General features: G+C 66.1%; 19 protein-coding genes. 1 reads left to right on the forward strand and 18 read right to left on the reverse strand.

The features are described from left to right. Positions 1-189 precede the first annotated feature (189 nt). From CH276_RS18145 to ftsY, 4 genes are all read right to left on the reverse strand, one after another. A complete protein-coding gene (locus CH276_RS18145) occupies positions 190-2721 on the reverse strand; it encodes a [protein-PII] uridylyltransferase (protein WP_094631842.1) in 2532 nt (843 codons plus the stop codon). Next, positions 2711-3049 carry a P-II family nitrogen regulator gene (locus CH276_RS18150; RefSeq protein ID WP_019664269.1) on the reverse strand — a complete coding sequence of 113 codons (339 nt, stop codon included), beginning with the start codon at positions 3047-3049 and terminating at the stop codon, positions 2711-2713. The genes CH276_RS18145 and CH276_RS18150 overlap by 11 nt, the downstream gene beginning before the upstream one ends. Before the next feature lie 72 nt (positions 3050-3121). Next, positions 3122-4411 (reverse strand): ammonium transporter, encoded by a 1290-nt coding sequence (locus CH276_RS18155; protein ID WP_176459326.1) that lies wholly within the window; start codon positions 4409-4411, stop codon positions 3122-3124. Positions 4412-4613: 202 nt separating this feature from the next. After that, positions 4614-5966 (reverse strand): signal recognition particle-docking protein FtsY, encoded by a 1353-nt coding sequence (ftsY, locus tag CH276_RS18160; RefSeq protein WP_094631843.1) that lies wholly within the window; start codon positions 5964-5966, stop codon positions 4614-4616. Positions 5967-6070: 104 nt separating this feature from the next. Here ftsY and CH276_RS18165 point away from each other — a divergent pair, with 104 nt between their 5' ends. After that, positions 6071-6703 (forward strand): MSMEG_1061 family FMN-dependent PPOX-type flavoprotein, encoded by a 633-nt coding sequence (locus tag CH276_RS18165; RefSeq protein ID WP_094631789.1) that lies wholly within the window; start codon positions 6071-6073, stop codon positions 6701-6703. A 16-nt stretch (positions 6704-6719) separates the two neighbouring features. On the opposite strand, the gene smc is transcribed toward CH276_RS18165, so the two are convergent. The 14 genes from smc to CH276_RS18235 all read right to left on the reverse strand — a co-directional run bounded on the left by smc (position 6720) and on the right by CH276_RS18235 (position 24299). Continuing rightward, positions 6720-10466 carry a chromosome segregation protein SMC gene (gene smc, locus CH276_RS18170; protein ID WP_254924394.1) on the reverse strand — a complete coding sequence of 1249 codons (3747 nt, stop codon included), beginning with the start codon at positions 10464-10466 and terminating at the stop codon, positions 6720-6722. Positions 10467-10526: 60 nt separating this feature from the next. Continuing rightward, positions 10527-10802 (reverse strand): acylphosphatase, encoded by a 276-nt coding sequence (locus CH276_RS18175; RefSeq protein WP_094631844.1) that lies wholly within the window; start codon positions 10800-10802, stop codon positions 10527-10529. After that, complete coding sequence (locus CH276_RS18180; RefSeq protein ID WP_141214744.1) at positions 10799-11749, reverse strand: SMP-30/gluconolactonase/LRE family protein; 951 nt, start codon at positions 11747-11749, stop codon at positions 10799-10801. Before CH276_RS18180 ends, CH276_RS18175 begins: the two co-directional genes overlap by 4 nt. Beyond that, a complete protein-coding gene (locus CH276_RS18185) occupies positions 11749-12177 on the reverse strand; it encodes an OsmC family protein (RefSeq protein ID WP_032397787.1) in 429 nt (142 codons plus the stop codon). The genes CH276_RS18180 and CH276_RS18185 overlap by 1 nt, the downstream gene beginning before the upstream one ends. Before the next feature lie 58 nt (positions 12178-12235). After that, positions 12236-13102, reverse strand: coding sequence for a bifunctional DNA-formamidopyrimidine glycosylase/DNA-(apurinic or apyrimidinic site) lyase (mutM, locus tag CH276_RS18190; protein ID WP_094631790.1), 867 nt, complete (start codon positions 13100-13102; stop codon positions 12236-12238). Then, positions 13102-13884 carry a ribonuclease III gene (gene rnc / locus CH276_RS18195; protein ID WP_032397785.1) on the reverse strand — a complete coding sequence of 261 codons (783 nt, stop codon included), beginning with the start codon at positions 13882-13884 and terminating at the stop codon, positions 13102-13104. The genes mutM and rnc overlap by 1 nt, the downstream gene beginning before the upstream one ends. Before the next feature lie 26 nt (positions 13885-13910). Beyond that, positions 13911-14093: a 50S ribosomal protein L32 gene (rpmF, locus tag CH276_RS18200; protein ID WP_032397784.1), complete on the reverse strand. Its 183-nt coding sequence runs from the start codon at positions 14091-14093 to the stop codon at positions 13911-13913. Beyond that, positions 14094-14702: a YceD family protein gene (locus CH276_RS18205; protein ID WP_032397783.1), complete on the reverse strand. Its 609-nt coding sequence runs from the start codon at positions 14700-14702 to the stop codon at positions 14094-14096. Positions 14703-14793: 91 nt separating this feature from the next. Further along, on the reverse strand, positions 14794-15585 hold the full coding sequence (locus CH276_RS18210) for a DivIVA domain-containing protein (protein WP_032397782.1): 792 nt from the start codon (positions 15583-15585) through the stop codon (positions 14794-14796). Between the two features lie 119 nt (positions 15586-15704). Then, positions 15705-16193 carry a pantetheine-phosphate adenylyltransferase gene (gene coaD, locus CH276_RS18215; protein WP_032397781.1) on the reverse strand — a complete coding sequence of 163 codons (489 nt, stop codon included), beginning with the start codon at positions 16191-16193 and terminating at the stop codon, positions 15705-15707. 36 nt (positions 16194-16229) lie between these two features. Then, positions 16230-16784 (reverse strand): 16S rRNA (guanine(966)-N(2))-methyltransferase RsmD, encoded by a 555-nt coding sequence (rsmD, locus tag CH276_RS18220; RefSeq protein WP_045195615.1) that lies wholly within the window; start codon positions 16782-16784, stop codon positions 16230-16232. Next, positions 16781-20197, reverse strand: a complete 3417-nt coding sequence (locus CH276_RS18225; protein WP_094631791.1) for a pyruvate carboxylase — start codon at positions 20195-20197, stop codon at positions 16781-16783. The genes rsmD and CH276_RS18225 overlap by 4 nt, the downstream gene beginning before the upstream one ends. A gap of 132 nt (positions 20198-20329) precedes the next feature. Next, positions 20330-22606 carry an ATP-dependent DNA helicase RecG gene (gene recG, locus CH276_RS18230; protein WP_094631792.1) on the reverse strand — a complete coding sequence of 759 codons (2277 nt, stop codon included), beginning with the start codon at positions 22604-22606 and terminating at the stop codon, positions 20330-20332. 13 nt (positions 22607-22619) lie between these two features. Further along, positions 22620-24299 (reverse strand): DAK2 domain-containing protein, encoded by a 1680-nt coding sequence (locus CH276_RS18235; RefSeq protein WP_082073710.1) that lies wholly within the window; start codon positions 24297-24299, stop codon positions 22620-22622. Between the last annotated feature and the right edge of the window lie 256 nt (positions 24300-24555).

The raw sequence follows: 24555 nt of genomic DNA on the forward strand, positions 1-24555 counted from the left end.
TGCAGGAACGACATGGTTCCAGCAGGAACGATGTGGTTCGAGCAGTGTGGAGTGTGCAGGAACGGCTGAGAGTGTCGTTTCTGCGTGGGGACGAATGTAACAAATCGGCATCGGCGGCAGTCCCGTCGGCCGGAAGTTCGTGAGAAGTCACCAGCGCGAGTCGGTCTGCTGTCGCATTCCGACCCGCGGTCAGGTGCCTTCCGGCTTTTCCGGAGGCTTGGGCGGTTCGGGGGCGGGTACGACCGCGAGGATCGCTCGCTCGAGGTCCTCGCGCACCGCCCTGCTGTCTGCTCCCGCCAGGTCGATGCAGAACGAGTCGACCACCGAGCTGCCCAGGGTCGACACGCGTGCCCACCGGATGTCGGATCCCTGCTGTTCGATCGCGCTGGCCAACCGGCAGAGCAGACCGAGCCGGTCCTCAGCTCGTAGCTCGAGTACCACCTGACCTGGTTCGTTGTCGTCGAACCAGAGCACCCGAGGCGGAGCTTGAGCGTAGAGAACCGGGACGGCCGAATCCTCTGCGTCGTCCTCGACGGTGTCGGCTCTTGCGTCGCGTTCCTTGGCGTCGAGCACGGCCACGAGGTCGAGTTCGCCGGCCTGAGCGCGGATGATCTCCTGCCGCAGCAGACCGGCCTGCGGCGGGGAGCCGAAGAGCGGCGCGACGTCGAACGAGTTGATCGCCGATCCCTCGTGACTTCCGAGAGAGGCCGAGAGCACGCGCAGCGAGTGCAGTGCGAGGACTCCCGCGGCATCGGACAGCAGCCCGGGCGTGTCGGGGGCGATGACCGTGATGACGAAGGTGTGCAGCCCGTCGGTCGGCGCGATGTCGACGTGGACGCCTCCCCGCGCGGCGAGTTCGATGTGCGCCGGGTCGAGTGGATCCGGTGAGGGCAGACTCTCCCCCGCCATCACCAATCTGCAGCGACGCACGAGCTCACGGATGAGCGAGGCCTTCCAATCACCCCACACCCCGGGGCCGGTGGCGAGCGAATCCGCTTCTGCCAGTGCGTGAAGCAGCTCGAGCAGAATCGTGTCGGCACCGAGCGCGTCGACGACGGTTTGCACGGTTGCGGGGTCGTCGAGGTCGCGTCTGGTGGCGGTCTCCGGCAGCAGTAGGTGGTATCGCACCATCGCCGTCAGCAGTGCCACGTCGGAAGGCCACAGGCCGAGCCTGTTGCCGATCTGGATGGCCAGATCTGCGCCGACGACACTGTGATCGCCGCCGCGTCCCTTGCCGATGTCGTGGATCAGTGCGCCGAGCACCAACAGGTCAGGACGCGCAACGCGGGTGGTCAATGCGCTTGCGTAGGCTGCGGTTTCGACCAGATGTCGATCGACCGTCCACGTGTGCACCGCATCTCGCGGCGGTAGGTCGCGTACCGCGCCCCACTCCGGAATGAGCCTGCCCCACAGTCCGGTTCGATCCAACGCCTCGATCGCCGCGATCGCCTTGCGACCCGATCCGAGCAACACGAGCAGATCGTTGAGTGCTTCCTTGGGCCAGGGTTCCCGAAGTTCGGGGGCGCTGTCGGACAGCCGGTTCAGGGTCGAGGCGGACATCGGCATTCCGGTCTGGGCCGACGCCGCTGCGACTCGCATGATCAGGCCGGGATCCTTGTTCGGTCGAGCGTCGCGGGCGAGAACGACCTCGCCGCCGTGTTCGACGACTCCCTCGTCCAGCGGGCGTCTGACCGGGACTCGACGCAGTCTCGAAAGACCCCGTCGCGGTAACGAATTGCCTGCGGTTCGCAACCCGACGTCCACCGAATAGCTGATGGTGCGAGCCGAATCGCTCAGCACGCGTGCGAGATCGAAGCGATCCCCGATGCGCAGCGCGGCACCTATCTCGTCGGCGTCCTGCGCGCGCAGTTGATCCCGTGCTCGACCGGCGACGCGGTGCAGTTCGGTGCGCACGTCCAAGAGGCGTCCGTGCGCGAACGCCAAACCGCCACCCGGTGATTCGGGTCCGAGCCCGGGCATACCGTCGGTCAACTGTGCGATGGAGAGGGCGTCGAGCAACTGGACGTCACGCAGCCCCCCGCGGCCGCTCTTGAGATCGGGTTCGGCGCGGTGTGCGATCTCACCGCTGCGCGACCACCGTCCGCGGGTCTGCTCGATCAGCTCGTCGAAACGCCCTCGAATACCGTTGCGCCACTGGCGACGTACGCCGCCGATGAGAAGATTGCTCAATTCGACGTCGCCGGCGATGTGACGCGCCTCGAGCATTCCGAGGGATGCCGTCATGTCTGCTGCAGCGACCTGCAGAGCCTGCGGCACCGTGCGCACACTGTGATCGAGCTTGATGTGCGCGTCCCACAGTGGGTACCACAGCTTGTCGGCGACATCGGAGACGATGCGTGGTTCGAGATCGTCGTGCAGCAGGATCAGGTCCAGATCCGAATAGGGCAGCAGTTCACGACGAGCAAGACCGCCGACAGCGACGATCGCGAAGCCGGAGTCCGGTTTGATCCCGAGCTCGGCACCTTTTGTGGTCAGCCAGAACTCGTGGAGATCGACCAGAGCCTGCCGGAGCGAGGGTGCATCGAGTCGACGATTGCGTGTTCCGCCGTCGAGTAGTTGTTTTCTGGCCCGAGCGAGATCTGCTGCAGCATCGCTCGTGCCCTTCGATGCGGAGCCCGTGGAGACCGAAGGCCCCGATCCTGACGCTTTCGCGCCAGAACCGGGGCCCACGGCCCGAGACCCTTTGGGGTCAGAGTGCATCTGCGCCACGTTCTCCGGTGCGGACTCGGATGACCGAGTCGACCGGGGAAACCCAGACCTTGCCGTCACCGATCTTGCCGGTGCGTGCAGCCTCGACGATGACCTCGACGACCTTCTCCACTGCGGCGTCGTCGACGACTACCTCTACGCGGACCTTCGGGACGAAGTCCACCGAGTACTCGGCACCTCGGTACACCTCGGTGTGGCCCTTCTGGCGGCCGTAACCCTGAACTTCACTGACTGTCATTCCGAGTACGCCGGCCTGCTCCAGCCCCGTCTTGACGTCCTCCAGGGTGAACGGTTTGACGATTGCCGTGATCAGCTTCATTTTTGCTTCCCTTCACAAGACCTCGAGTGCCCGTTGTCGTACGGTGCAGCGTTCACGTCTATCTCTACCTTGTCAGGCGAAATCATATGCAGTCTCGGCGTGCTCGGCCTCGTCGATGCCGTTCGCCTCCTCCTCGTCCGTCACGCGCCAGCCGAGAGGCTTGAGCGCGAACGCGATGACTGCGGTGACGATGGCGGTGAAGATCAGCGCGAACAGTGCGATGACGATCTGCACGACGAGCTGCTTGTAGTCGCCGCCGTAGAACAGGCCGGTCTCGGATCCGAGGAAGCCGATTCCGATGGTTCCCCACAGGCCTGCGACGAGGTGGACGCCCACGACGTCGAGCGAGTCGTCGTAACCGAACTTGAACTTCAGGCCGACGGCCAGTGCGGAAAGCACACCGGCGATGACACCGAGGATCATGGCTCCGACCGGCGTGAGTGCGCCTGCGGCCGGGGTGATCGCGACCAGACCTGCAACGATGCCCGAGGCGGCGCCGAGGCTGGTGGCGTGTCCGTCGCGGATGCGCTCGGTGATGAGCCAGCCCACGATGGCGGCTGCCGTGGCTGCGGTGGTGTTGACCCAGGCCACACCGGCGATTCCGTCGGCCGCGAAGGCGGAACCGGCGTTGAATCCGAACCAGCCGAACCACAGCAGAGCTGCGCCGAGCATCACGAACGGAAGGTTGTGCGGGCGGTAGGCGACCTTGCCGAAGCCGGCGCGCTTGCCGATGATGATCGCCAGAATCAGACCGGCGATACCGGCGTTGATGTGCACGACGGTGCCACCGGCGAAGTCGATCGGAGCGACGTTGGCGACGAGTCCGCCTTCACCGTCGTCGGTGGTGCCGAAGATCATTGCCGCAAGACCGTTCTCGGATCCGGAGAGCAGTCCGCCACCCCAGACCATGTGTGCGAGCGGGAAGTACGCGAGGGTGACCCAGATACCGGCGAAGGCGAGCCAGGTGCCGTACTTGACGCGGCCTGCGATCGAGCCGCTGATCAGTGCGACCGTGATGATGGCGAAGGTGACCTGGAATGCCACGTCGATGACGTTGGCGTAGCCCCAAGCTCCGACGATGTAGTTGCCGTCCGCGTCGGTGATCGAATCCTTGAGTCCGAAGAACTCGAACGGGTTGGCGAAGACTCCGCCGATGTCCTGGGTGCCGTAGGACATCGACCAGCCCCACAGGAAGTAGATGATCGAGACGACGGCCATTGCTCCGAACGACATCATCATCATGTTCAACACGGACTTCTGCTGCGACATACCGCCGTAGAAGAACGCCAAGCCCGGCGTCATCAGCAGTACCAGCGATGCTGCCATCAGCATCCACGCGGCGTTGCCGGAGTTGGCCAACATATCCTCGGGACTCACGTACACCCTCCATTCTCCTGCACACCGGTTGGCGCGCCGTTAAGCAAGAAGAGTGGTTTCACGAGGTTTCATCCGTGACACTCGGGTGTTTCGGGCATGTGAACGCATGACCGGATTCTGTTGCAAAAAGGTTTCGTGCTGGCGTTTGTGCTTTTTCCCCGTTTCGCAGGCCACCCTGCGGGGTCGATCAGCCGAGCAGCGCGTCCACGAACGCACCGGGCTCGAACGGTGCCAGATCGTCGGCACCTTCCCCGAGACCGACGAGCTTGACGGGCACTCCGAGCTCACGCTGCACCTGAAAAACGATGCCACCCTTCGCGGTTCCGTCGAGCTTGGTCAGCACGACACCTGTGATGTTCACGATCTCGGCGAAGACACGGGCCTGCGTCAGTCCGTTCTGGCCCACGGTTGCGTCGAGAACGAGCAGAACGTCGTCGACGTGGGCCCTCTTCTCGATGACACGCTTGACCTTGCTCAGTTCGTCCATCAGACCCGATTTGGTGTGCAACCGTCCCGCGGTGTCGATGAGAACCACATCGACGCCGTTCTCGATTCCTTTGCTCACCGCGTCGAAGGCGACCGCAGCCGGATCCGCTGCCTCCTTGCCGCGAACCACCTCGGCACCCACTCGCTCGGCCCAGGTCTGCAGCTGATCGGCCGCAGCAGCGCGGAACGTATCGGCGGCACCGAGCAGCACCCGCCGCCCGTCCGCGACCAGCACCCGAGCCAGTTTGCCCGTGGTGGTGGTCTTGCCGGTGCCGTTGACTCCGACCACCAGCAACACCGCGGGGGCACCGTCGTGTGGCAGAGCACGAATGGACCGGTCGAACTCGGGGTGCAACTGCGCCACGAGAATTTCGCGCAGCAGGGCCCTAGCATCGGCTTCGGTGCGAATACTGCGGGCCGCCATCTGCTCACGCAGCGTCCGCATGATCTCCGCGGTGGTCGCCGAACCGATATCGGCGATCAGCAGGGTGTCCTCGACCTCTTCCCACGAATCCTCGTCCAGGTCGCCGCCGCCGAGCAGTCCCAGCAGGCTCTTGCCCACCGCGGACTGAGATCGTGCGAGCCGCCCACGGAGACGATCGAGCCGGCCCTCGGTCGGGTCGATGGTGTCCAACCGGCGAGGCGCAGGAGCAACGGTGTCTTCCACCGGAGGCTCGGGCGCAACGGGCTCGGCGACGGTGACATCGGTCGCCGGGGCCTCGGGTTCGAGCACTTCCGGCTCGATCCAGACGGTCTCCGATTCGACCGGTTCGGCGGTGGGAACCACCGGCGGCGGCTCCATCGGCTTCGGCTCGGCCGGCTTGGGGGCCTTCGGGATCACGGGTTCGGCTGTCGCCGTTCCCTGACTGAACGAGAAACCGCTGCCCGCGGTGTAGCCACCGGATCTGTCCTTGGTGGCCGCGTCCTCGATTCGCGCCGCCTCGTCCGACTTGAGGGACACTCTCCGACGACGGGAGAGCGCCAGCCCGACGACGAGGACGACGAGCAGGACGGCAGCGATCGCCGCGACGATGATCCACGCTTGGTTACTCACGTGGAACATCCTCTCAGGCCATCGTGGCCGCTCGTCACCGGTGGTGCACCGACCGCGAAAAAGCGCTTCCCGCCCGGGAGTTCGAGTCGATAGCATTCACGGTCATGGAGTGGACCACGGTGCGTGACGCCGCCGAGCTGACCGAGATGTTCGGAACGCCGAGCTTCCGAGCCGCGAACAAGGACCGACGCACGCTGCACCCCCTCGACGTGCAGTGGCTCGCTGCCTCACCGTTCTGCCTCCTCGGAACCTCCGACGCGAGCGGGAGATGCGACGTCTCACCCAAGGGCGATCCGGCCGGCAGTCTGGTGCACGTCCTCGACGACACCACGATCGCCCTCGCCGAGCGGCCGGGCAACCGCCGGATGGACGGCTATCGCAACATTCTCGAGAACCCGTTCGTCGGCCTGAACTTCTTCGTCCCCGGCCGCGGCGACACCCTTCGCATCAACGGTCGCGCGTCCCTGGTCACCGACGCGCCGTTCTTCGACGAGCTTCGGGTCGAGGGTCATCGCCCGATCTTGTGCCTGTTCGTCGACATCGAGGAAGTGTTCCACCACTGTGCGAAGGCGTTCATGCGGTCCAAGTTGTGGCAGCCCGAGACGTGGGACGCCGACGCCATCCCCGATGTCGCCACTCTGACGAAGGCGTTGATTCCGCAGGCTCCCGAGACGGTGGAGGAACTACGCGAGTACTACGGACCGTCCTACGCGGAGCAGCTGTATCCGAAGCAGTAGCTGCGGCGGACGAACCTCAGGAGACGGTGTCGGGTTCGGCGACGACGGATGCCGCCTCCGGCTCGTGGGCGTCCGGTTCCACCGCGTCCGGCTCCACTGCGCCCGGCTCCACTGCGTCGGGCTCCACTGCGTCCGGCTCCACTGCGTCCGACTCGGCCGCGGGCACCGCGACGCGTTCTCGGTTCAACCGCTGCGAGATGACCGTGGTGATGCCGTCGCCGCGCATGCTGACGCCGTACAGCGCGTCGGCCACCTCCATCGTCGGTTTCTGGTGCGTGATCACGATCAGCTGCGATTTCTCGCGAAGCTGCTCGAACAGTCCGATCAGACGACGCAGGTTGGTGTCGTCCAGTGCAGCCTCGACCTCGTCCATGACGTAGAACGGTGACGGTCGGGCGCGGAAGATGGCTACCAGCATGGCCACCGCGGTCAGCGATTTCTCGCCACCGGAGAGCAACGAGAGTCGCTTGACCTTCTTGCCGGGCGGCCGGGCCTCGACCTCGATGCCGGTGGTGAGCATGTCCGACGGGTCGGTCAGGATCAGTCGTCCTTCACCGCCGGGGAAGAGCTTGGCGAACACCCCGGTGAATTCTCGTTCGACGTCGAGCCAAGCCTCGGTGAAGACCTGCAGGATCCGTTCGTCGACGTCGGCGACGACGCCGAGAAGGTCCTTGCGGGCGGACTTGACGTCCTCGAGTTGGGTGGACAGGAAGTTGTAGCGCTCCTCGAGGGCCGCGAACTCCTCGAGGGCGAGCGGGTTCACCTTGCCGAGTGTGGCGAGGTCGCGCTCGGCGCGTTTGGCGCGCTGCTCCTGGGTGGCTCGGTCGAACGGCATCGGGGCAGGTGCCACCACCTGCTCACCCCGCTCCTTGGCCGCCTCGTACTCGGCCATCTCCAGTTCGGTGGGAGGCAGGGCCACATCGGGCCCGTACTCGGCCACCAGATCGTCGAGGCCGATGCCGTGCTGCTCGAGAATCGTCGTCTCGAGTTGTTCGATCCGCAGCGCTGCCTGCGCACGGGCGACCTCGTCCCGGTGCACGGCGTCGGTGATCGACGCCAGCTGACCCTGCAAGGCTCGGACCTGCTCTTTGACCTTGTCGAGCTCGATTGTGCGCGTTGCACGCTCGGCGGACAGCTCGTCGCGCCTACGGGCAGCGGCCGCAACGACCGTGGCTAACCGCGCGGCGACTTCTTCGCCCGCTTCCCCGACTGCCGCCGCCACTGCGGCCGCATGCCGACGCGCTGCGCTCTCGCGCTCGGCTCGCGCCCTGGCCTCACGCTCGGCTCGCGCCGCCCGTCGAAGCGAATCCGCCCGGCCCCGTACGGACTGTGCGCGCTCTTCGGCGGTCCGCACGTTCAACCGAGCTTCGACCTCGACGGCACGCACTTCGGTCAATGCCGCTGCCGCCATCTCCCGTTCCATGGTGGTCGCAGCGTCACCGCTCTCGCCGTCGCCCGCGAAACCGGATTGCTCGTCTTCTGCCGTCCGCAGGTTCTCTTCCAGCTCGGCCAGCCGCGCGATCGCTTCTTCTCGACTGGCCTCGGCAGAGCTACGCTGCGTCGTCAATCGCGCCGACTCCGCGTGAGCCGAACGCGCCAGTTGACCCAATCGGCCCAACTGTTCGTACACCGCGGCCATCGCGGCGTCGGATTCGTTGAGTGCTGCGAGCGCTTGCTCGGCCGATTCGCGCCGATCCCGTTGTTCTTCCAACGCGCCTGCCAACGCCGCGTCGAGCTCCTCCGCGCGGCGGACCGCCGCGGCCAACTCCACCGTCGACGTGTCGATGGCCGACTGAACCTCGAGGGTGCTCGGACGACGGTCCGAGCCACCGGTGACCCAACCGGCTTCGACGACGTCGCCGTCCTTGGTCACCGCACGCAGCTCACCGGAATCGGAGACCAGACGGTGGGCCGCGTCGAGCGAGTCGACGGCGACCACACCGTCGAGCAGGGCCGCCATGGCCCCGGCCAGCCGGTCCGGATACTCGATCAGGTCCAGCACCCATCGAGCGCCGTTCGGGAGGTCCGGACGTGGAACCGATTGCGCTGCAACGACATTGCCGTGCACGATGGACGCGCGACCACCGTCGGCCGCACGCAGCGCCAGCACGGCATCACGCGCGGCATCGAACGATTCGGCGTGTGCGGCATCGGCGGCCGGACCCATGGCCACTGCCACCGCGATCTCGTATCCCGGCTCGACCGTGAGATGGCCCGCGAGCAGACCCGACAGACCGTCCTGCTGATTCTCCACCAGCCACCCGGCACCGTCCTTGCGTTCGAGGCCCATCGTGAGCGCTTCGATCCTGGCCTCGAACGACGCCACCTTCTTGCCCGCGATGCGTTCTTCTGCCTGCAGCTCCGTCACTCGGGCGTCGGCATGTCGCAGCGCGGCGATGGCTCGCTCGTAGTGCGTGTCGAGGCTCAGTTCGCTCGCGTCGAGGGTGCCGATCTGATCCTGCACACTCTCGAATTCGCGCTGAGCCGATTCGCCGCGCTCGCGGGCCTCGTCGATGGCCACCGACAAACGCGCCACCTCCGAGTCGATCGACTCGACCTTGGTTCGGAAAGTATCGACTCGGCCGGACAGACGCGCGAATCCCTCGCGGCGGTCGGCCACCGCGCGCACGGCAGCGAGGTGGGCACGCTCGGCGGCCGCAGCGGCGGCTTCACGCTCGGCCAGCTGCTCACGTGCCGCCTCGAGGGTTTCGCGTGCCATCTCGACGGCCTCGACGAGTTCCATCTCTTCTTCGGCGACTCGATCGGCCTGCGCTTCGAGCTCGTCCGGGTCCTGTCCCCGACCGGTGGATTGCACGGCGTCGAGATGCCGAGCACGTTCGTGGGCGATTCGAACCGTCGCGTTGACGCGTTCGGCGAGGGCCGACAGACGGAACCACGTCTGCCCGGCGGCCTCGGCGCTGGGGGTCAGCCGGGCGACGGCCTGTTCGTGTTCGCCGAGTGCCACCGAGCCGGCTTCGAGGGCGTCCTGCACCATCGCGTACTGCTCACGCGCCGCTTCCTCGTCCTGGGTCTGGTTCGCGAATTCCTCGCGCCTGGCCACCAGGTCGTCGGCCACCAGTCGCAACCGGGCGTCGCGCAGGTCGGCCTGGACGGTCTGCGCGCGACGCGCGACCTCGGCCTGCCTCCCGAGAGGCTTGAGTTGGCGGCGCAATTCCGTCGTGAGGTCGGTCAACCGCGCCAGGTTGGCCTGCATCGCGTCGAGCTTGCGAACGGCCTTTTCCTTGCGCTTGCGGTGCTTGAGCACCCCGGCTGCTTCCTCGATGAAGGCTCGACGGTCCTCGGGCCGCGATTCCAGGATCGCGGCGAGCCGGCCCTGCCCGACGATCACGTGCATCTCGCGACCGATACCGGAGTCGCTCAGCAGTTCCTGAACGTCCATCAATCGGCACGAACTGCCGTTGATCTCGTACTCACCCGCGCCGTCACGGAACATACGGCGGGTGATCGAGACCTCGGAGTAGTCGATCGGGAGTGCGCCGTCGGAATTGTCGATCGTCAGAGTGACCTCTGCGCGGCCGAGCGGGGCTCGACCCGACGTGCCCGCGAAGATGACGTCTTCCATCTTCCCGCCGCGCAACGCCTTGGCGCCCTGTTCACCCATCACCCAGGTCAGGGCATCGACGACATTGGATTTGCCGGAGCCGTTGGGGCCGACGACACAGGTGATTCCGGGCTCGAAACGAAGAGTCGTCGCCGAAGCAAAGGACTTGAAGCCCTTCAGCGTCAGACTCTTGAGATACATAGCGTCCGTACTTTACCGGCACGCTGCCCGAAAGTGCGCCGAGCCTCCCGCAACGGACGATCAGCGTTCGACGAATCCCGTCAGATCTCCGCGGGCGGTGTCCCAACTCTCCACAACGAGCGTGACCCTGCCCGGAGTCCGATCACCTCGGAGCAGGGCCAGGAGCGCCTCGAGATGCTCACGTGGGCCCTCCGCTATCACCAGGACTCGTCCGTCCGCGTGATTGGTCGCGTGACCGACGAGTCCGAGTTCGAGTGCGCGCGAGCGAGTCCACCACCGAAACCCGACGCCCTGAACGAGCCCGTGCACCCACGCCGTCAACCGTTCGTCCTTCATGCCTGCCATCCGGGCTCGAGCTTCCTGACAGTTCCATCGAAACTGGTGGCGTACAACGCTTTCTCGTCGAATCCGACGCCGCCGAAGGCGACCGACGAGGTCAGCGGAACGCCGGTCGCTATCACACAGGAGGCGCCGGATTCCGGATCGATACGGACCACCCTGCCGGCGAGATTCTGTGCGAGATAGACCGTTCCGTCGTCGCCGACGGTCAGGTCGTCCGACATCGCCAGTGGTCCGACACCGTCGATGCGAATGCGCGCGGACGGTCCGGACGGATTCTGCTCGTCGATGCGAATGCGCGCGGACGGTCCGGACGGATTCTGCTCGTCGAGCACGGTGAGCGTGGTCTCGAGATCGAACGTGTTGGCCACGTACATCTTTCCGTTACCGATTCCGATGCCGTTGGCCGATCCCAGATCGGTACGCACCGTCGACACCGAACCGTCGACCGCAACGCGCGTCAGGCCGGAGTGGCCACCCAGGTTGCGGGTGGTGAACAGATCACCGGTCGCCGATCGCGCCAGCCCGTTGGGCATCGTCAGGCCCGACGCGTACGTCGACCGAACCCCCGTGCCGAGATCGATCGTGTCGACGGTGCCGGTTCGGCTATCGAGAAGACCTGCGGCAGCGCTGTTTCCGGTCGTGAAGTACCGCGTGTCGGCGTCGCGGACCAGTCCGCCAGGCGACTGGACGTCGGCGACGAGTGTGCCCCGTGCGCCGTTGGGGGCCACGGTACGCAGCGCGCCGGGTCCGATGAGAGAGGTCTCGGACACGATCATCGAGCCGCGGCCGTCGAACTCGAGGTTCTCGAGCACCCCGAATCCCGACGCCACCGTGCTCACCGACCACGGAGTGCAACTGCTCGACGCCTCGGCGGTGGGAGCCAGGGCGGTCGCCGTGCCGAGGATCAGACCCGCGACTATTACGGCCGCCCCGGCTCTCATCAGGCGTCCACGTCGATGTCCAAGGTGATCTTCGTACCCGCCTTCAGGGTGCGCCCGACGGTGCACACCTTGTCGATGGCGCGCTCGACGACGGTGAGCAGACGCTCCTGCGCCTCGGGGTCCATCGCGCCGAGGTCGACTCGGAGAATCTCGTTCAGTTCCGGGTACAGCTCGTTTTCGCGATCGGCGGCCCCGGAGACCTCGACGGTGGCGGCGTAGTCGTCGCCCAGTCGCCGCGAGAGCGGTAGGTCCGAGCTCATGCCGGTGCATGCGGCGAGTGCGATCTTGAGCAGCTCGCCGGGGGTGAAGACGCCCTCCACCGATTCCGACCCGATGAGCACTTCGGCTCCTCGGGAGCTGCGGCCGGTGTAGCGACGGGTGCCTGTGCGCTCGACCCAGAGGTTGGTCGGCGTGCTCTGTTCTGCCATGACGGAAATACTAGGCGGGCTCTTCAGGAGTCGAACCCGCGGAATGACCTGGGCGCTGTCAGCTGCGCAGGTGTCGGGGTCGCGGCTGACAGGTGGGGCAGCTGAACGAGCTGCGGTTCATGAACTTCTCGCGTCTGATCGGGGTTCCGCACCGCGAGCACGGCAGACCCTCCTGACCGTAGGCGTCGAGGGAACGATCGAAGTAGCCGGACTGTCCGTTGACGTTGACGTACAACGCGTCGAAAGAGGTTCCACCTTGCGCGAGGGCCTCGCCCATGACGGCGTGCACTGCGGTCAGAAGGCGCCGCAGCGCCGGCCGCGTCAGCGCCTCCGCGATTCGATTGCCGTGGATATTCGCGCGCCACAGCGCCTCGTCGGCATAGATGTTGCCCACGCCCGAGAGCACCGTCTGATCGAGCAGTGCCCGCTTGATCTCGGTGTGCTTGCCGCGCAACACGTCGACCACCGATTCGGCGTCGAACAGTGGATCGATCGGATCACGGGCGATGTGTGCGACCGGTTCGGGTAACTCCGTGCCGTCCACGGTGACGATCGGGGCGAGCGCCCAGCCGCCGAAGGTGCGTTGATCGACGAAGCGCAGATCGGCGCCGTCGTCGAGTCGTGCCCGGATCCGGAGGTGCTTCTCGTCCGGGGCGGATGGCGGCTGCACCAGCATCTGTCCGCTCATGCCCAGGTGCACGACGGTGGCGAAGTCGCCGGGTTCCATCACCAGCCACAGGTATTTACCGCGCCGCCGAGCCGAGGAGACGCGCTGACCGCGCAGCTGGCCGATCAGATCGAGGCCACCGAGATCGTGACGCCGCACGGCGCGAGGGTGCAGCACTTCCACCGATTGCATCGTCCTGCCCACGACGTGAGATTCCAGACCGAGCCGGACGACCTCGACCTCGGGGAGTTCCGGCATCAGGATTCGTCGGTTGCCGGCTCGCCGGGAATCGCGGTGTCGTTGTTCGACAACGTGTTCCACGCCAGACTGGCGGCCTTCTGCTCGGCTTCCTTCTTCGACCGACCGATACCGACGCCGCGCGGGAATCCGCCGACCAACACGGTCGCGGTGAATTCCTTGTCGTGGTCGGGTCCGGTCGACGAGATCTCGTACGCCGGGACGCCGAGTGCACGTTCGGCGGTCAGTTCCTGCAGGCTCGTCTTCCAGTCCAGCCCGGCACCGAGCTTGGGAGCCCGATCGAGGAGGCCTGCGAACAGCGTCAGGACAACGGTGCGAGCGACGTCGATGCCGTGCTGGAGGTGGATTGCACCCAGCAACGACTCCATGCCGTCGGCAAGGATGCTCGGCTTGTCGCGCCCACCGGTCTGTTCCTCGCCCTTACCCAGCAGCAGATGGCGACCCAGTCCGCCATCACCGAGACCGCGCGCGACTTCCGCCAAGGCGTGCATGTTGACCACGCTCGCCCTGATCTTGGCCAGCTGACCTTCGGATTTGGTGGGATGCACCGCGTAGAGGTGCTCGGTCACCGCAAGACCGAGGACGGAATCTCCCAGGAACTCGAGCCGCTCGTTGGTGGGCAGACCACCGTGTTCGTACGCGAACGATCGGTGCGTCAGCGCCAACGTCAGCAGAGGTTCCGACAGGGAAACACCGATAGCGGCGAGGAGCGACTCTCGGTCGTCCCCGCCGCCGGCGGCAGTGGAGCTATTCTTCTGTGAACCGCTGTTGTGCCGGTCCACTACTTCGTTTGTCACGTAAGCGGAAATCAGACCGCTGCGACGACCTGGCGGCCCTTGTAGGTGCCGCACGAGGGGCACGCGATGTGGGGCAGAGTCTTCTCGCCGCAACCGCGGTTGGGGCACGTCACGAGGGTGGGCGCAGTGGTTTTCCACTGTGCACGACGCGACCTCGTGTTGGAACGCGACATTTTGCGCTTCGGGACAGCCACTTACTTCTCCTCGGCTTCGTTGTTCACAAGTTCTGTGCTCGGTTCTGGATCCACGCCAAATTTGGCTGCAAGACCAGCCCAGCGAGGATCAATTGTATCGTGACTGTGGCCGGATTCAGCAATCGCCAGGCGAACGCCGCATTCTGGGCACAATCCCTCGCACTCGTCGCTGCACACGGGGTGGAGTGGAAGCTCCAGACCGACCGCGTCGACAATGACGGGTTCGAGATCTATCAGGTCGTCGACGATGCGGTGAATCTCGTCCGCATCGGTTGTCTCCTCGGTGATGCTGTTCGGGTACGCGAACAACTCCGTCAAGTAGACGTCGACGTTGCCACCGACCGGGTCGAGGCAACGAGTGCACTCCCCGGCCGTGGCCGCTCGTACGGAGCCGGTGACGAGAACGCCCTCCGAGACCGCCTGCAACTGCAGATCGAGCGAGACCGGAACACCGGCTTCGATGGCTATGGCATCGAGGCCGATTCGGGAAGGAGCCGGAACCGTCCGCTCGATGGCCTTCGTCGACCCGGGTCGACGACCGAGGTTGAGAATGTCCAGAACGAATCCGTCGTCCAATTCCGGACGGGTCGTTCTCTTGGGCGGGGGCACGTCTGTTCTTCCTTACTGTCGGTATGCCTACTGTCGGTAAGCAACCCCACAACGATACGCATACGTGCATACGAGGGCAAATCGCTGCCGATCAGTGGCGGCTGCGACGCCCCTGCTCCTGGCTCCCGTACGCGGATTCTCCGTACGGCTCACTGCCGTACTCGGGCACGCCCGAGCCGGTTCGCAGCTGCTGACGCCCACGTCCGACCGAACGAATGGTGCCGCTGAGGAACTCCTCGAACTCTGCAAGCTTGGTGTCGACGTAGACGTCGCACTCGCTGCGCATCCGGTCCGATTCGGCGTGAGCGCTGTCGATCACCCGAGCCGACTCGGCGTGCGCCGCCTGAACGACCTCGGTCTCCGACACGAGACGGTTCTGTTCGGCAGTACCGTCTGCGACGGACCGCTCGTACGACGCCGTCCCGGACTCGATCATCCGATCGGCCTCGGTGCGGGCGCGAACGGTCAGAGCCTCGTACTCGCGCTGGCCTTCGAGCACCGTTCGCTCGGCCTCCGCCTCGGCATCGGCCACGAGCTGGTCGGCATGCGCCGACGCCTCGGACACCATGCGATCTGCCTGCGCCTTGGCGTCGGCGAGAATGCGATCGGCCGAATCCCGAGCGTTCTCGACCGTGTTCTGGGCCTCGGCGTTGGCGGTGCCGACCGTCTTCTCCGCGGTGGCCCTGGCATCGCCGACGAGCTTGTCACGATGGTCCAGTACGTCCTGGGCGTCGTCCAGCTCGCCGGGGATCGCGTCCCGAACGTCGTCGAGCAGTTCCAGGACATCGCCGCGAGGGACGACGCACCCGGCAGTCATCGGAACGCCGCGCGCCTCCTCGACAATGGCGACGAGCTCGTCGAGCGCCTCGAATACGCGGTACACCGGTTACCCCAATCGTCGAATCTGCCACTGCGCGGTCTTCACTCGCAGTGCTGCGCTGTTCAGTCTGCCCGCCGAGGCGGACGTCTGCGCTATACCGGCTCGGTGTGTCGCTCTTCGAACTACTCTGCGGCCCGCTCGGCGATACGGGCGGTCAGGCGGTCCTGAACGAAGGGCGGCAGCATCCCGGTGACGTCTCCCCCGAAGGTCGCGACTTCCTTGATCAGCGAACTGGACAGAAAGCTGTGCGCTGGATTCGCCGGGAGGAACAGCGTGTCCACTCCGGTGAGGGTTCGATTCATCTGCGCCATCTGCAACTCGTAGTCGAAATCGACCGAACTGCGCAAACCTTTGACGATCGCCGAAAAGCCTTCTTGCCGAGCGTAATCGACCAACAATCCGTACCACGAGCCGATCCTGACGTTCGGCAGATGCTCCGTGGCGACCTCGAGCATCTCGATCCGCTCGTCGATGCTGAACATTCCCTTCTTGCTCTTGTTCACCATCACCGTGACCACCACCTCGTCGAAGGCTGCGGCCGCCCGCTCGAAGATGTCGAGGTGACCGTTGGTCACCGGGTCGAAGGATCCAGGGCAGAGTGCGCCAGTCATGCCCGCGAACCTATCAGCCGATCCCGTGCACGCTCGCTACGCACGTGCAGCGATCTCGATTCGACTCTCGCCGTACTTCTTCGACTTCTCCGGGACCAGTCCGGTCGGCCATCGGGTCTCCGGCGAACGCGACGACCGCTCCAGGACGACGACCGCATCGGGTGTGAGCCATCCCCCGACGACGAGCCTGTCCAACAGCCCGGCGACGGCAGTGTCGGTGACGGCATACGGCGGGTCGGCCAACACCAGGTCGTACTCGGCATCCGCTGCCCCGGCCAGCACGGAGGCCACCGGGGCGCAGCGGACCGAAGCGCCGGGCAATCCCACCGACTCGATGTTCTTTCGCACCACCGCCGCCGCTCGGGCATCGGACTCGACCAGCACCGCCGACGACGCTCCACGCGAGAGTGCCTCCAGCCCCAGTGCTCCCGATCCCGCGAACAGATCCAGTACCGCGGCACCGCCGAGTTCCATCCGACTCTCCAGCGAGCTGAACAGCGCTTCGCGAACTCGCTCGGAGGTGGGGCGGGTGCCCTGGCCGGGAACCGACAATCGTCGACCACCCGCGACACCCGCCACGATCCGCGTCATTCGCTGCCGGCCTCTTCGCCCGTCGACCCCCCACCGATGACGACGAGCAGATCGCCGCCTTCCACCTGCTGCACACCGGAGATCGCCAACCGGGTCACGGTGCCGCCGCGGGGAGCGGTGATCGCGGCCTCCATCTTCATCGCCTCGATCGTGGCGACGGTGTCTCCGGCCGAGATCTTCTGTCCCTCCTCGACCGACAGCGTCACCACACCGGCGAACGGTGCCGGAATATGACCGGAGTTGGATCGATCCGCCTTCTCGACCGTGGGGGCCTCGCTCGAGATGGACCGGTCACGCACCGAGACCGGACGCAACTGTCCGTTCAGGATGCACATGACGGTGCGCATTCCGCGCTCGTCGGGGTCGGAGATCGCCTCGAGCCCGATCAGCAGTTCGACGCCCTTCTCCAGGGCCACCCGATGCTCCTCGCCCTGCCGCAGGCCGTAGAAGAACTGATTGGCCGACAGCCGCGTCGTATCGCCGTACTTCTCGCGGTGAGCGGCGAGTTCGGCTGTGGGACCGGGGAACAACAGACGGTTGAGAGTCTCGCGGCGCTGAGCCGAGGTGCCGTCGAGGTTCTTCTCGTCCTCATCGGTGAGCGGTGTCACCGGCTTGCCCTCGCCACGACCCTCCAGCGCCTTCGTCCGCAACGGTTCCGGCCATCCGCCCGCAGGCGTACCCAGATCGCCGCGCAGGAATCCGATCACCGAATCGGGGATGTCGTAGCGACCGGGATTCTCGGCGAATTCCTCGGCGGACGCGCCTGCACCGACCAGAGCAAGTGCCAGGTCGCCGACGACCTTCGAGCTCGGTGTCACCTTGGTCAGACGGCCCAACATGCGGTCGGCTGCAGCGTAATTGGCCTCGACGGTCTCGAACCGATCACCGAGCCCGAGCGAAATGGCCTGCTGCCGTAGGTTCGAGAGCTGTCCGCCGGGGATCTCGTGGGTGTACACGCGACCCGTCGGTGCCGGCAGACCGGACTCGAACGGCGCGTACACCTTTCGCACGGCTTCCCAGTACGGCTCGAGGTCACAGACGGCCTGCAGATTCAGGCCGGTGTCGCGCTCGGTGTGCGCGGCAGCCGCCACGATCGCCGACAACGCAGGCTGGCTGGTGGTGCCTGCCATCGCGGCGCTGGCACCGTCGACGGCGTCGGCCCCGGCCTCCCATGCGGCGAGGTAGGTCGCGAGCTGACCACCGGGTGTGTCGTGGGTGTGTACGTGAACGGGCAGATCGAAGTTCGAGCGCAGTGCCGTCACCAGAGTCTTGGCTGCGGGTGCGCGAAGCAGTCCTGCCATGTCCTTGATGGCGAGCACGTGCGCGCCTGCGTCGACGATCTGCTCGGCCAACTTCAGGTAGTAGTCGAGGGTGTAGAGGTTCTCGTTGGGGTTCGACAGATCACCCGTGTAGCTCAGTGCCACCTCGGCGAGCGCCGTGCCGGTCTCGCGCACGGCATCGATGGCCGGACGCATCTGATCGACATTGTTGAGCGCGTCGAAGATGCGGAAGATGTCGATGCCGGTGTCGGTGGCCTCGGCGACGAAGCTGCGGGTCACCTTCTCCGGGTACGGGGTGTAGCCGACGGTGTTCCTGCCGCGCAGCAACATCTGAATTGCGATGTTCGGCACGGCCTCTCGCAGGCTGGCCAATCTCTCCCACGGATCCTCGTGCAGGAATCGCAGTGCCACGTCGTAGGTGGCACCGCCCCACGCCTCGATGGAGAGCAGCTGCGGCGTGGTGCGCGCGACGTACGGAGCGACTCCGAGCAGTCCGCTCGTCCTCACGCGCGTGGCCAGCAACGACTGATGCGCGTCGCGGAACGTGGTGTCGGTGACGCCGAGGGCTTTTCGATTGCGCAGATCGCGAGCGAACCCCTCGGGTCCGAGCGCAAGCAGCCGTTGCCTCGAACCGTCCGGGATCGGGGCTGCGAAGTCCACCGGCGGCAGCTTGTCGTGCGGGTACACCGACGACGGACGCTCGCCGTGCGGCTTGTTCACCGTCACGTCGGCCAGGTACGCGAGAATCTTGGTGCCGCGGTCGCCCGAGGAGCGCGAGGTGAGCAGTTCGGGGCGCTCCTCGATGAACGAGGTGGTGACCCGGCCCGCGGTGAAGTCGGGATCGACCAGAACCGCTTGCAGGAACGGGATATTCGTGGCGACACCGCGAATCCTGAACTCCGCCAGGGCTCGTCGGGCACGCGCCACGGCGGTGTCGAAGTCACGGCCTCGGCAGGTGAGCTTGACGAGCATGGAGTCGAAGTAGGCACCGACCTCGGCACCCAGAGTGGTACCACCGTCGAGGCGCACTCCGGCACCGCCCGGCGTCCGGTACGCGGTGATGCGTCCGACATCCGGGCGGAATCCGTTCGCCGGATCCTCGGTGGTGATGCGGCACTGCAGGGCCGCACCACGCAGCACGATGTTCTCCTGCTGCAGACCGAGATCGGCAAGTGTCTCTCCCGAGGCGATCCGCAGCTGGGACTGCACCAGATCCACATCGGTCACCTCTTCGGTGACGGTGTGCTCCACCTGAATTCGAGGGTTCATCTCGATGAAGACGTGATTGCCGCGGGTGTCGAGCAGGAACTCGACGGTACCGGCACACGAATAGCCGATTTGCTTCGCGAACGCGACGGCGTCGGCGCAGATCTTCTCCCGCAATCCCTCGGGCAGATTCGGAGCCGGAGCGAGCTCGATGACCTTCTGATGCCGACGCTGCACGCTGCAGTCGCGCTCGAACAGGTGCACCACGTTGCCCTGGCCGTCGGCCAGGATCTGAACCTCGATGTGCCGGGGATCGATCACGGCTTGCTCGAGGAACACGGTCGGATCACCGAAGGCCGATTCCGCCTCGCGCGCAGCAGCTTCGATGGCTTCGCGCAGCTGCTCGGGCTCGGCCACTCGGCGCATACCGCGGCCGCCACCGCCCGCGACGGCCTTGACGAACAGCGGGAACGTCATCGACTCGGACTCGGCGACGAGCGCGTCCACATCGGACGACGGTTCCGACGACGCCAGCACCGGAAGTCCAGCCGCCTTGGCTGCCGCGATCGCGCGGGCCTTGTTGCCGGTCAGTTCGAGAACATCGGCGGACGGGCCGACGAAGGTGATGCCTGCTTCGGCGCACGCTGCGGCCAGATCCGGGTTCTCGGAAAGGAATCCGTATCCGGGGTACACCGCGTCCGCGCCGCTGCGCTTGGCAGCGGCGACGATCTCGTCGACCGAGAGATACGCGCGAACGGGATGGCCCTTCTCCCCGATCTGGTACGCCTCGTCGGCCTTCGTCCGATGTACCGAGTTCCTGTCCTCGAACGGGAACACCGCAACGGTCGAGGCCCCGAGTTCGTAGGAGGCGCGGAAGGCACGGATGGCAATTTCACCGCGGTTGGCAACCAAAACTTTGGAGAACATTGGCTCAACTTACCCGGCAGCGTCGGCCACCGAGGCGTACTGATCTCATCATGCGGGACGATGTGCTCGATTTTCTCCACTGAAACGGTGCAGTAGGTAACGATCGCCCCCTCGACCGCTCCTGCCCACCCGTCAGGACTTCTGCAGGTAATCGACTCGATCCGATCGCCAAGCCGATCGCATCATCGACGCGATGCCGGGATCGTTCGCCAGCGACGGGTCCTGCGCGAACAGGGACCGGGCGCAGTCCTGCGCGTCCGCGATGATGTCCTCGTCGTCGATGAACGAGAGCAGCCGCAACCCGCTGACCGTGCCCGACTGTGCAGCTCCGAGAACGTCGCCCTCGCGACGAGTGGCCAGATCCAGCTTGGCCAGCTCGAAACCGTCGTTGGTCGCTGCCACCGCCTCGAGCCGGGCGAACGAGCCGCCCGCGGGGCTGAGATAGCTGACCATGATGCACAGGCCCTGATGCCCACCTCGGCCGATTCGGCCTCGCAACTGGTGCAGTTGGCTCACGCCGAATCGGTCCGCATCCATGATGACCATGACCGTCGCGTTGGGAACGTCCACTCCCACTTCGACCACCGTGGTGCAGACCAGGACGTCGATCTCGCCGGAGTTGAACTCGGACATGGTGATGTCCTTGTCGTCTCCCGACAGTCGTCCGTGCAACAGACCCACGCGCAGATCGTGCATCGGTCCGGTGGAGAGGGTCTCGTACAGATCCACCGCAGCCGTGGTCTCGGGGCCGTCCTCCGCGCTCGCACTCTTCTTCTTCGCAGCGCTCTTCTTCCCCGTCTCCGCGTCCTCGTCGTCGCCGATGCGGGAGCACACCACGTAGGCCTGGCGACCGGCTGCCACTTCTTCGTGAATACGCTGCCACGCTCGATCCACCCAGCCCGGTTTGCTCCTGGCAGGCACCACGTTGCTGACGATGGGCGATCGGCCGCGGGGCAGTTCGGCGAGCACCGACGTCTCGAGGTCGCCCAACGTCGACATCGCGATGGTCCGCGGGATGGGGGTTGCGGTCATCACGAGCAAGTGCGGACTGGTGTTGTCGCGAGCTTTCGCGCGCAACGCATCTCGTTGCTCGACGCCGAACCTGTGCTGTTCGTCGACGACGACCATCGCGAGATCGAGGAATTCGACGCGGTCCTCGATCAGCGCGTGGGTGCCGATCACGATGCCTGCATCACCGGTGACGGCGTCGAGCAGCGCGGATCGCTTGGCCGCAGTGGACATCGAACCGGTCAACAAGGCGACCTTGGTCGCCAGCTCGTGCGATCCGAGTTCGCCGCCGGCCGCGAGGCTCCCGAGCATCGACCGAATCGAGCGCGCGTGTTGGGAGGCGAGAACCTCCGTCGGTGCCAGCAACGCACACTGATGCCCAGCATCGATCACCTGCAGCATCGCCCGCAGTGCAACGATCGTCTTGCCCGAGCCGACCTCACCCTGCAACAGTCGCGACATCGGATGCGGTGCCGACAGATCGTGGGCGATCTCGGCTGCCACCTGGTGCTGGCCGGCCGTCAACTCGAACGGCAGACGCCGATCGAACTCCGCGGCGAGACCGTCGGTGATCGGTGGGCATCGCGGAGCCACGCGGGTGGATGCGTCGCGTCGGCGGTCGGCGAGGACGAGCTGAACGGCGAGCGCCTCGTCGAACTTCAGCCGCTCGCGCGCAGAGTCCTTGTCCTGTGCGGTATCCGGGAAATGGACCGACCGCAGCGCGGTGTCGATGTCGACGAGACCGCGCTGCGCACGAACCGACTCGGGCAACGGATCGACCACGTCGTCGAGTTGGTCGAGCACCTGTCGGACACAGCGCATGAAGGTCCAGCTCTCGACGTCCTTCGCGGCCGGGTAGATGGGCACGAACGCGCGATCGAACACCGACATGTCCACGGCACCGGAGGAATCGACCGAGCCGCGAGCGAGTCCGGCCAGGGTGCCACCGCCGACGATTCGACCTGCAGGCACGACGGCACCGTCGTTACCGTCTCCGCCGAGAATCACGTAGCTGGGGTGCGTGAGATTCCACCGCTTGCCGAAGTACTTGACCTTGCCCGAGAACATTCCTCGACGACCGGGCAGCAGAACGTGCTTGAGCTTGTGCGGACTGAAGAAGGTGGCGTCGATCCGCTGCCCGTCGGCGGCGAGTGTCACGGCGAGGAACTGACCGTTGCGGTTCTTCATCGAACGCAGCGTCGCGGACTCGACCGTTGCGACGATGGTGATGTGCTCGCCCTCGGGCGGCTCCTTCTCCCCCAGCTCCGAACCGTGCGTCATGTAGCGGTGCGGATAGTGCCGCAGCAGGTCCTCGACAGTGTGAATTCCGAAGACGTCGGCCAGCGGCGTCGCCGCCGCGGCTCCCAGGATGTGATCGAGCCGATCCACCAGCGTTGCCATTGTCCGAGATTCCCTATTCCACTCCGAATTGCACGAGATCCCCCGGCTGTCCACCTGTATAGACCACCACGTCGACTCCGGGATGTGCGCCCGCCACGTACTCGGCCAACCGATCACCGAAGTCATCCGACGCCTGGGCCCCGACGAGCACCGTCACCAGCTCCCCTCCCGTGGCCAGAAGCTGATCCAGCAACCGACACCCCGCATCGAGCGGACGAGCGGCGACGATCACCACCTCCTGCCCCGCCAGCCCGATGCAGTCGCCCGGCTCGCAGGTGCCGACCCACGTCAGAGATCGCTCCTGTGCGATACGCAGAGAACCCCACCTCGTGCCCGCCGCCGCCTCGGACATCGTGAACGCGTCGTCGACTGCGGCGCGGGCGGCATCGTGCACCGCGAGCGCGGCCAGTCCCTGCACCATCGCCGAACACGGCAACATCACCACGTCCTTGCCGTCCGCTCGGGCAGCGGCGCCGACCGCTACGAGTTCCTGCGCGGACAACGCGCCGTTCGGCAACACCAACACCTCACGATGCTTCATCCCGACGATCGCGCGATGCAGCACCGAGGAGTCGATCGCCTCGTCGCACCGCACCACCGTCGCACCTTCCTGAACGTAGAGGTCTGCGGCACCGTCACCGGCCACCAGCGCCAAAATATCGCGACCGACCGACAGCACCGCTGCGTCGCGGCTTTCGGGGATCGCGACTGCGGCGAACTCGGCCGGACCGAAACACGAGATACGCACTCCGCGAACATCTCCGGCGGCGATGCCGCGGTCGACGGCACCACCGGGGTCGGTGGTGTGTACGTGCGCGGACCAGGCCCCGGAACCGTCACCGGCGACGACGACCGAGTCTCCGATGTCGGCCAGTGCTCGGCGAAGTTCCGCCGCCCCCGCGTCGTCCGGCCCGTGCACGACGTAGACCACCTCGTACCCGAGGGAGCGAGACGATCCGTACTCCGACACCGCGACGGGTGCACGGCCGCAGTCCGACGAGAGGTTCGGCGCATCGTCGCCCGTCCGGCGTTCGTGCTCGTGTGGGCGACGGTATCGCCTGCGCGGCGGCGTGCGGCCGATCACCACCTCCACGAACGCGTCGACGATCACCGAGAGACCGAGAGCTCCTGCGTCCACGACACCGGCCTCGCGGAGTTCGGCGAGTTGGTCCGTCGTGCTGTCGACGGCTCGAGCAGTGGCCTCGGCGATGTCGACCACCAGCGTGGAGAGGCTGACATTGGCATCGTGCGCCGAGGCTTCGCGATCGGCTGCGGCCAGAACGGTGAGCATCGTGCCCTCGACGGGAACGCTGACCGCGCCCGCGACCAGGACTCTGGCGCGACGCAGCATCGCCTGCATCGACACCGTGTCCAGCGGGCCGTCCGCTGCGGCCTCGGCGACGGCGCGCAACAGCTGGGACACGATCACTCCCGAGTTCCCCCGCGCCCCCGCGACCGCCCCCACTGCCAGCGCTCGCCCGATGGAGCGGGCGTCCGCGGCGGGCCCGGCTGCGCGCATCGATTCCACCGCGGCGCGGAAGGTGAACATGAGATTGGTGCCGGTGTCCGAGTCGGGGATGGGGAACACGTTGAGTGCATTGATCTCGTCGCACCGTGCGGTGAGGGAATCGACGCAGTGGTAGGCCCACCGGCGCAGGGCCGCGGCATCGATCGATTCGAGAACGTCGACCACCTCGGCCAGCCTCCCCCCGCGTCACGTCCCTCACCTCGTCCGAACTCCCTCGCGGACAGTGCCCGAAGCTTAGTCGGGCATGATCGGTGGCGCGCCGTACGTGAGCCCCGCGGAGCGTCTGCCGTGGCGGTTTGGTGATTGCGTGCGACGCCGCTATTCTTGCAGGGTTGCCTCGAGGCGATCTTCACGCATTGCAATCCTTGCATCTGCTCGTAGTTCGTTTCGATGTCTTCGACCACATGTATCGATCAACATC

Source organism: Rhodococcus sp. 06-470-2 (assembly GCF_002258235.1).
Classification (GTDB): domain Bacteria; phylum Actinomycetota; class Actinomycetes; order Mycobacteriales; family Mycobacteriaceae; genus Rhodococcoides.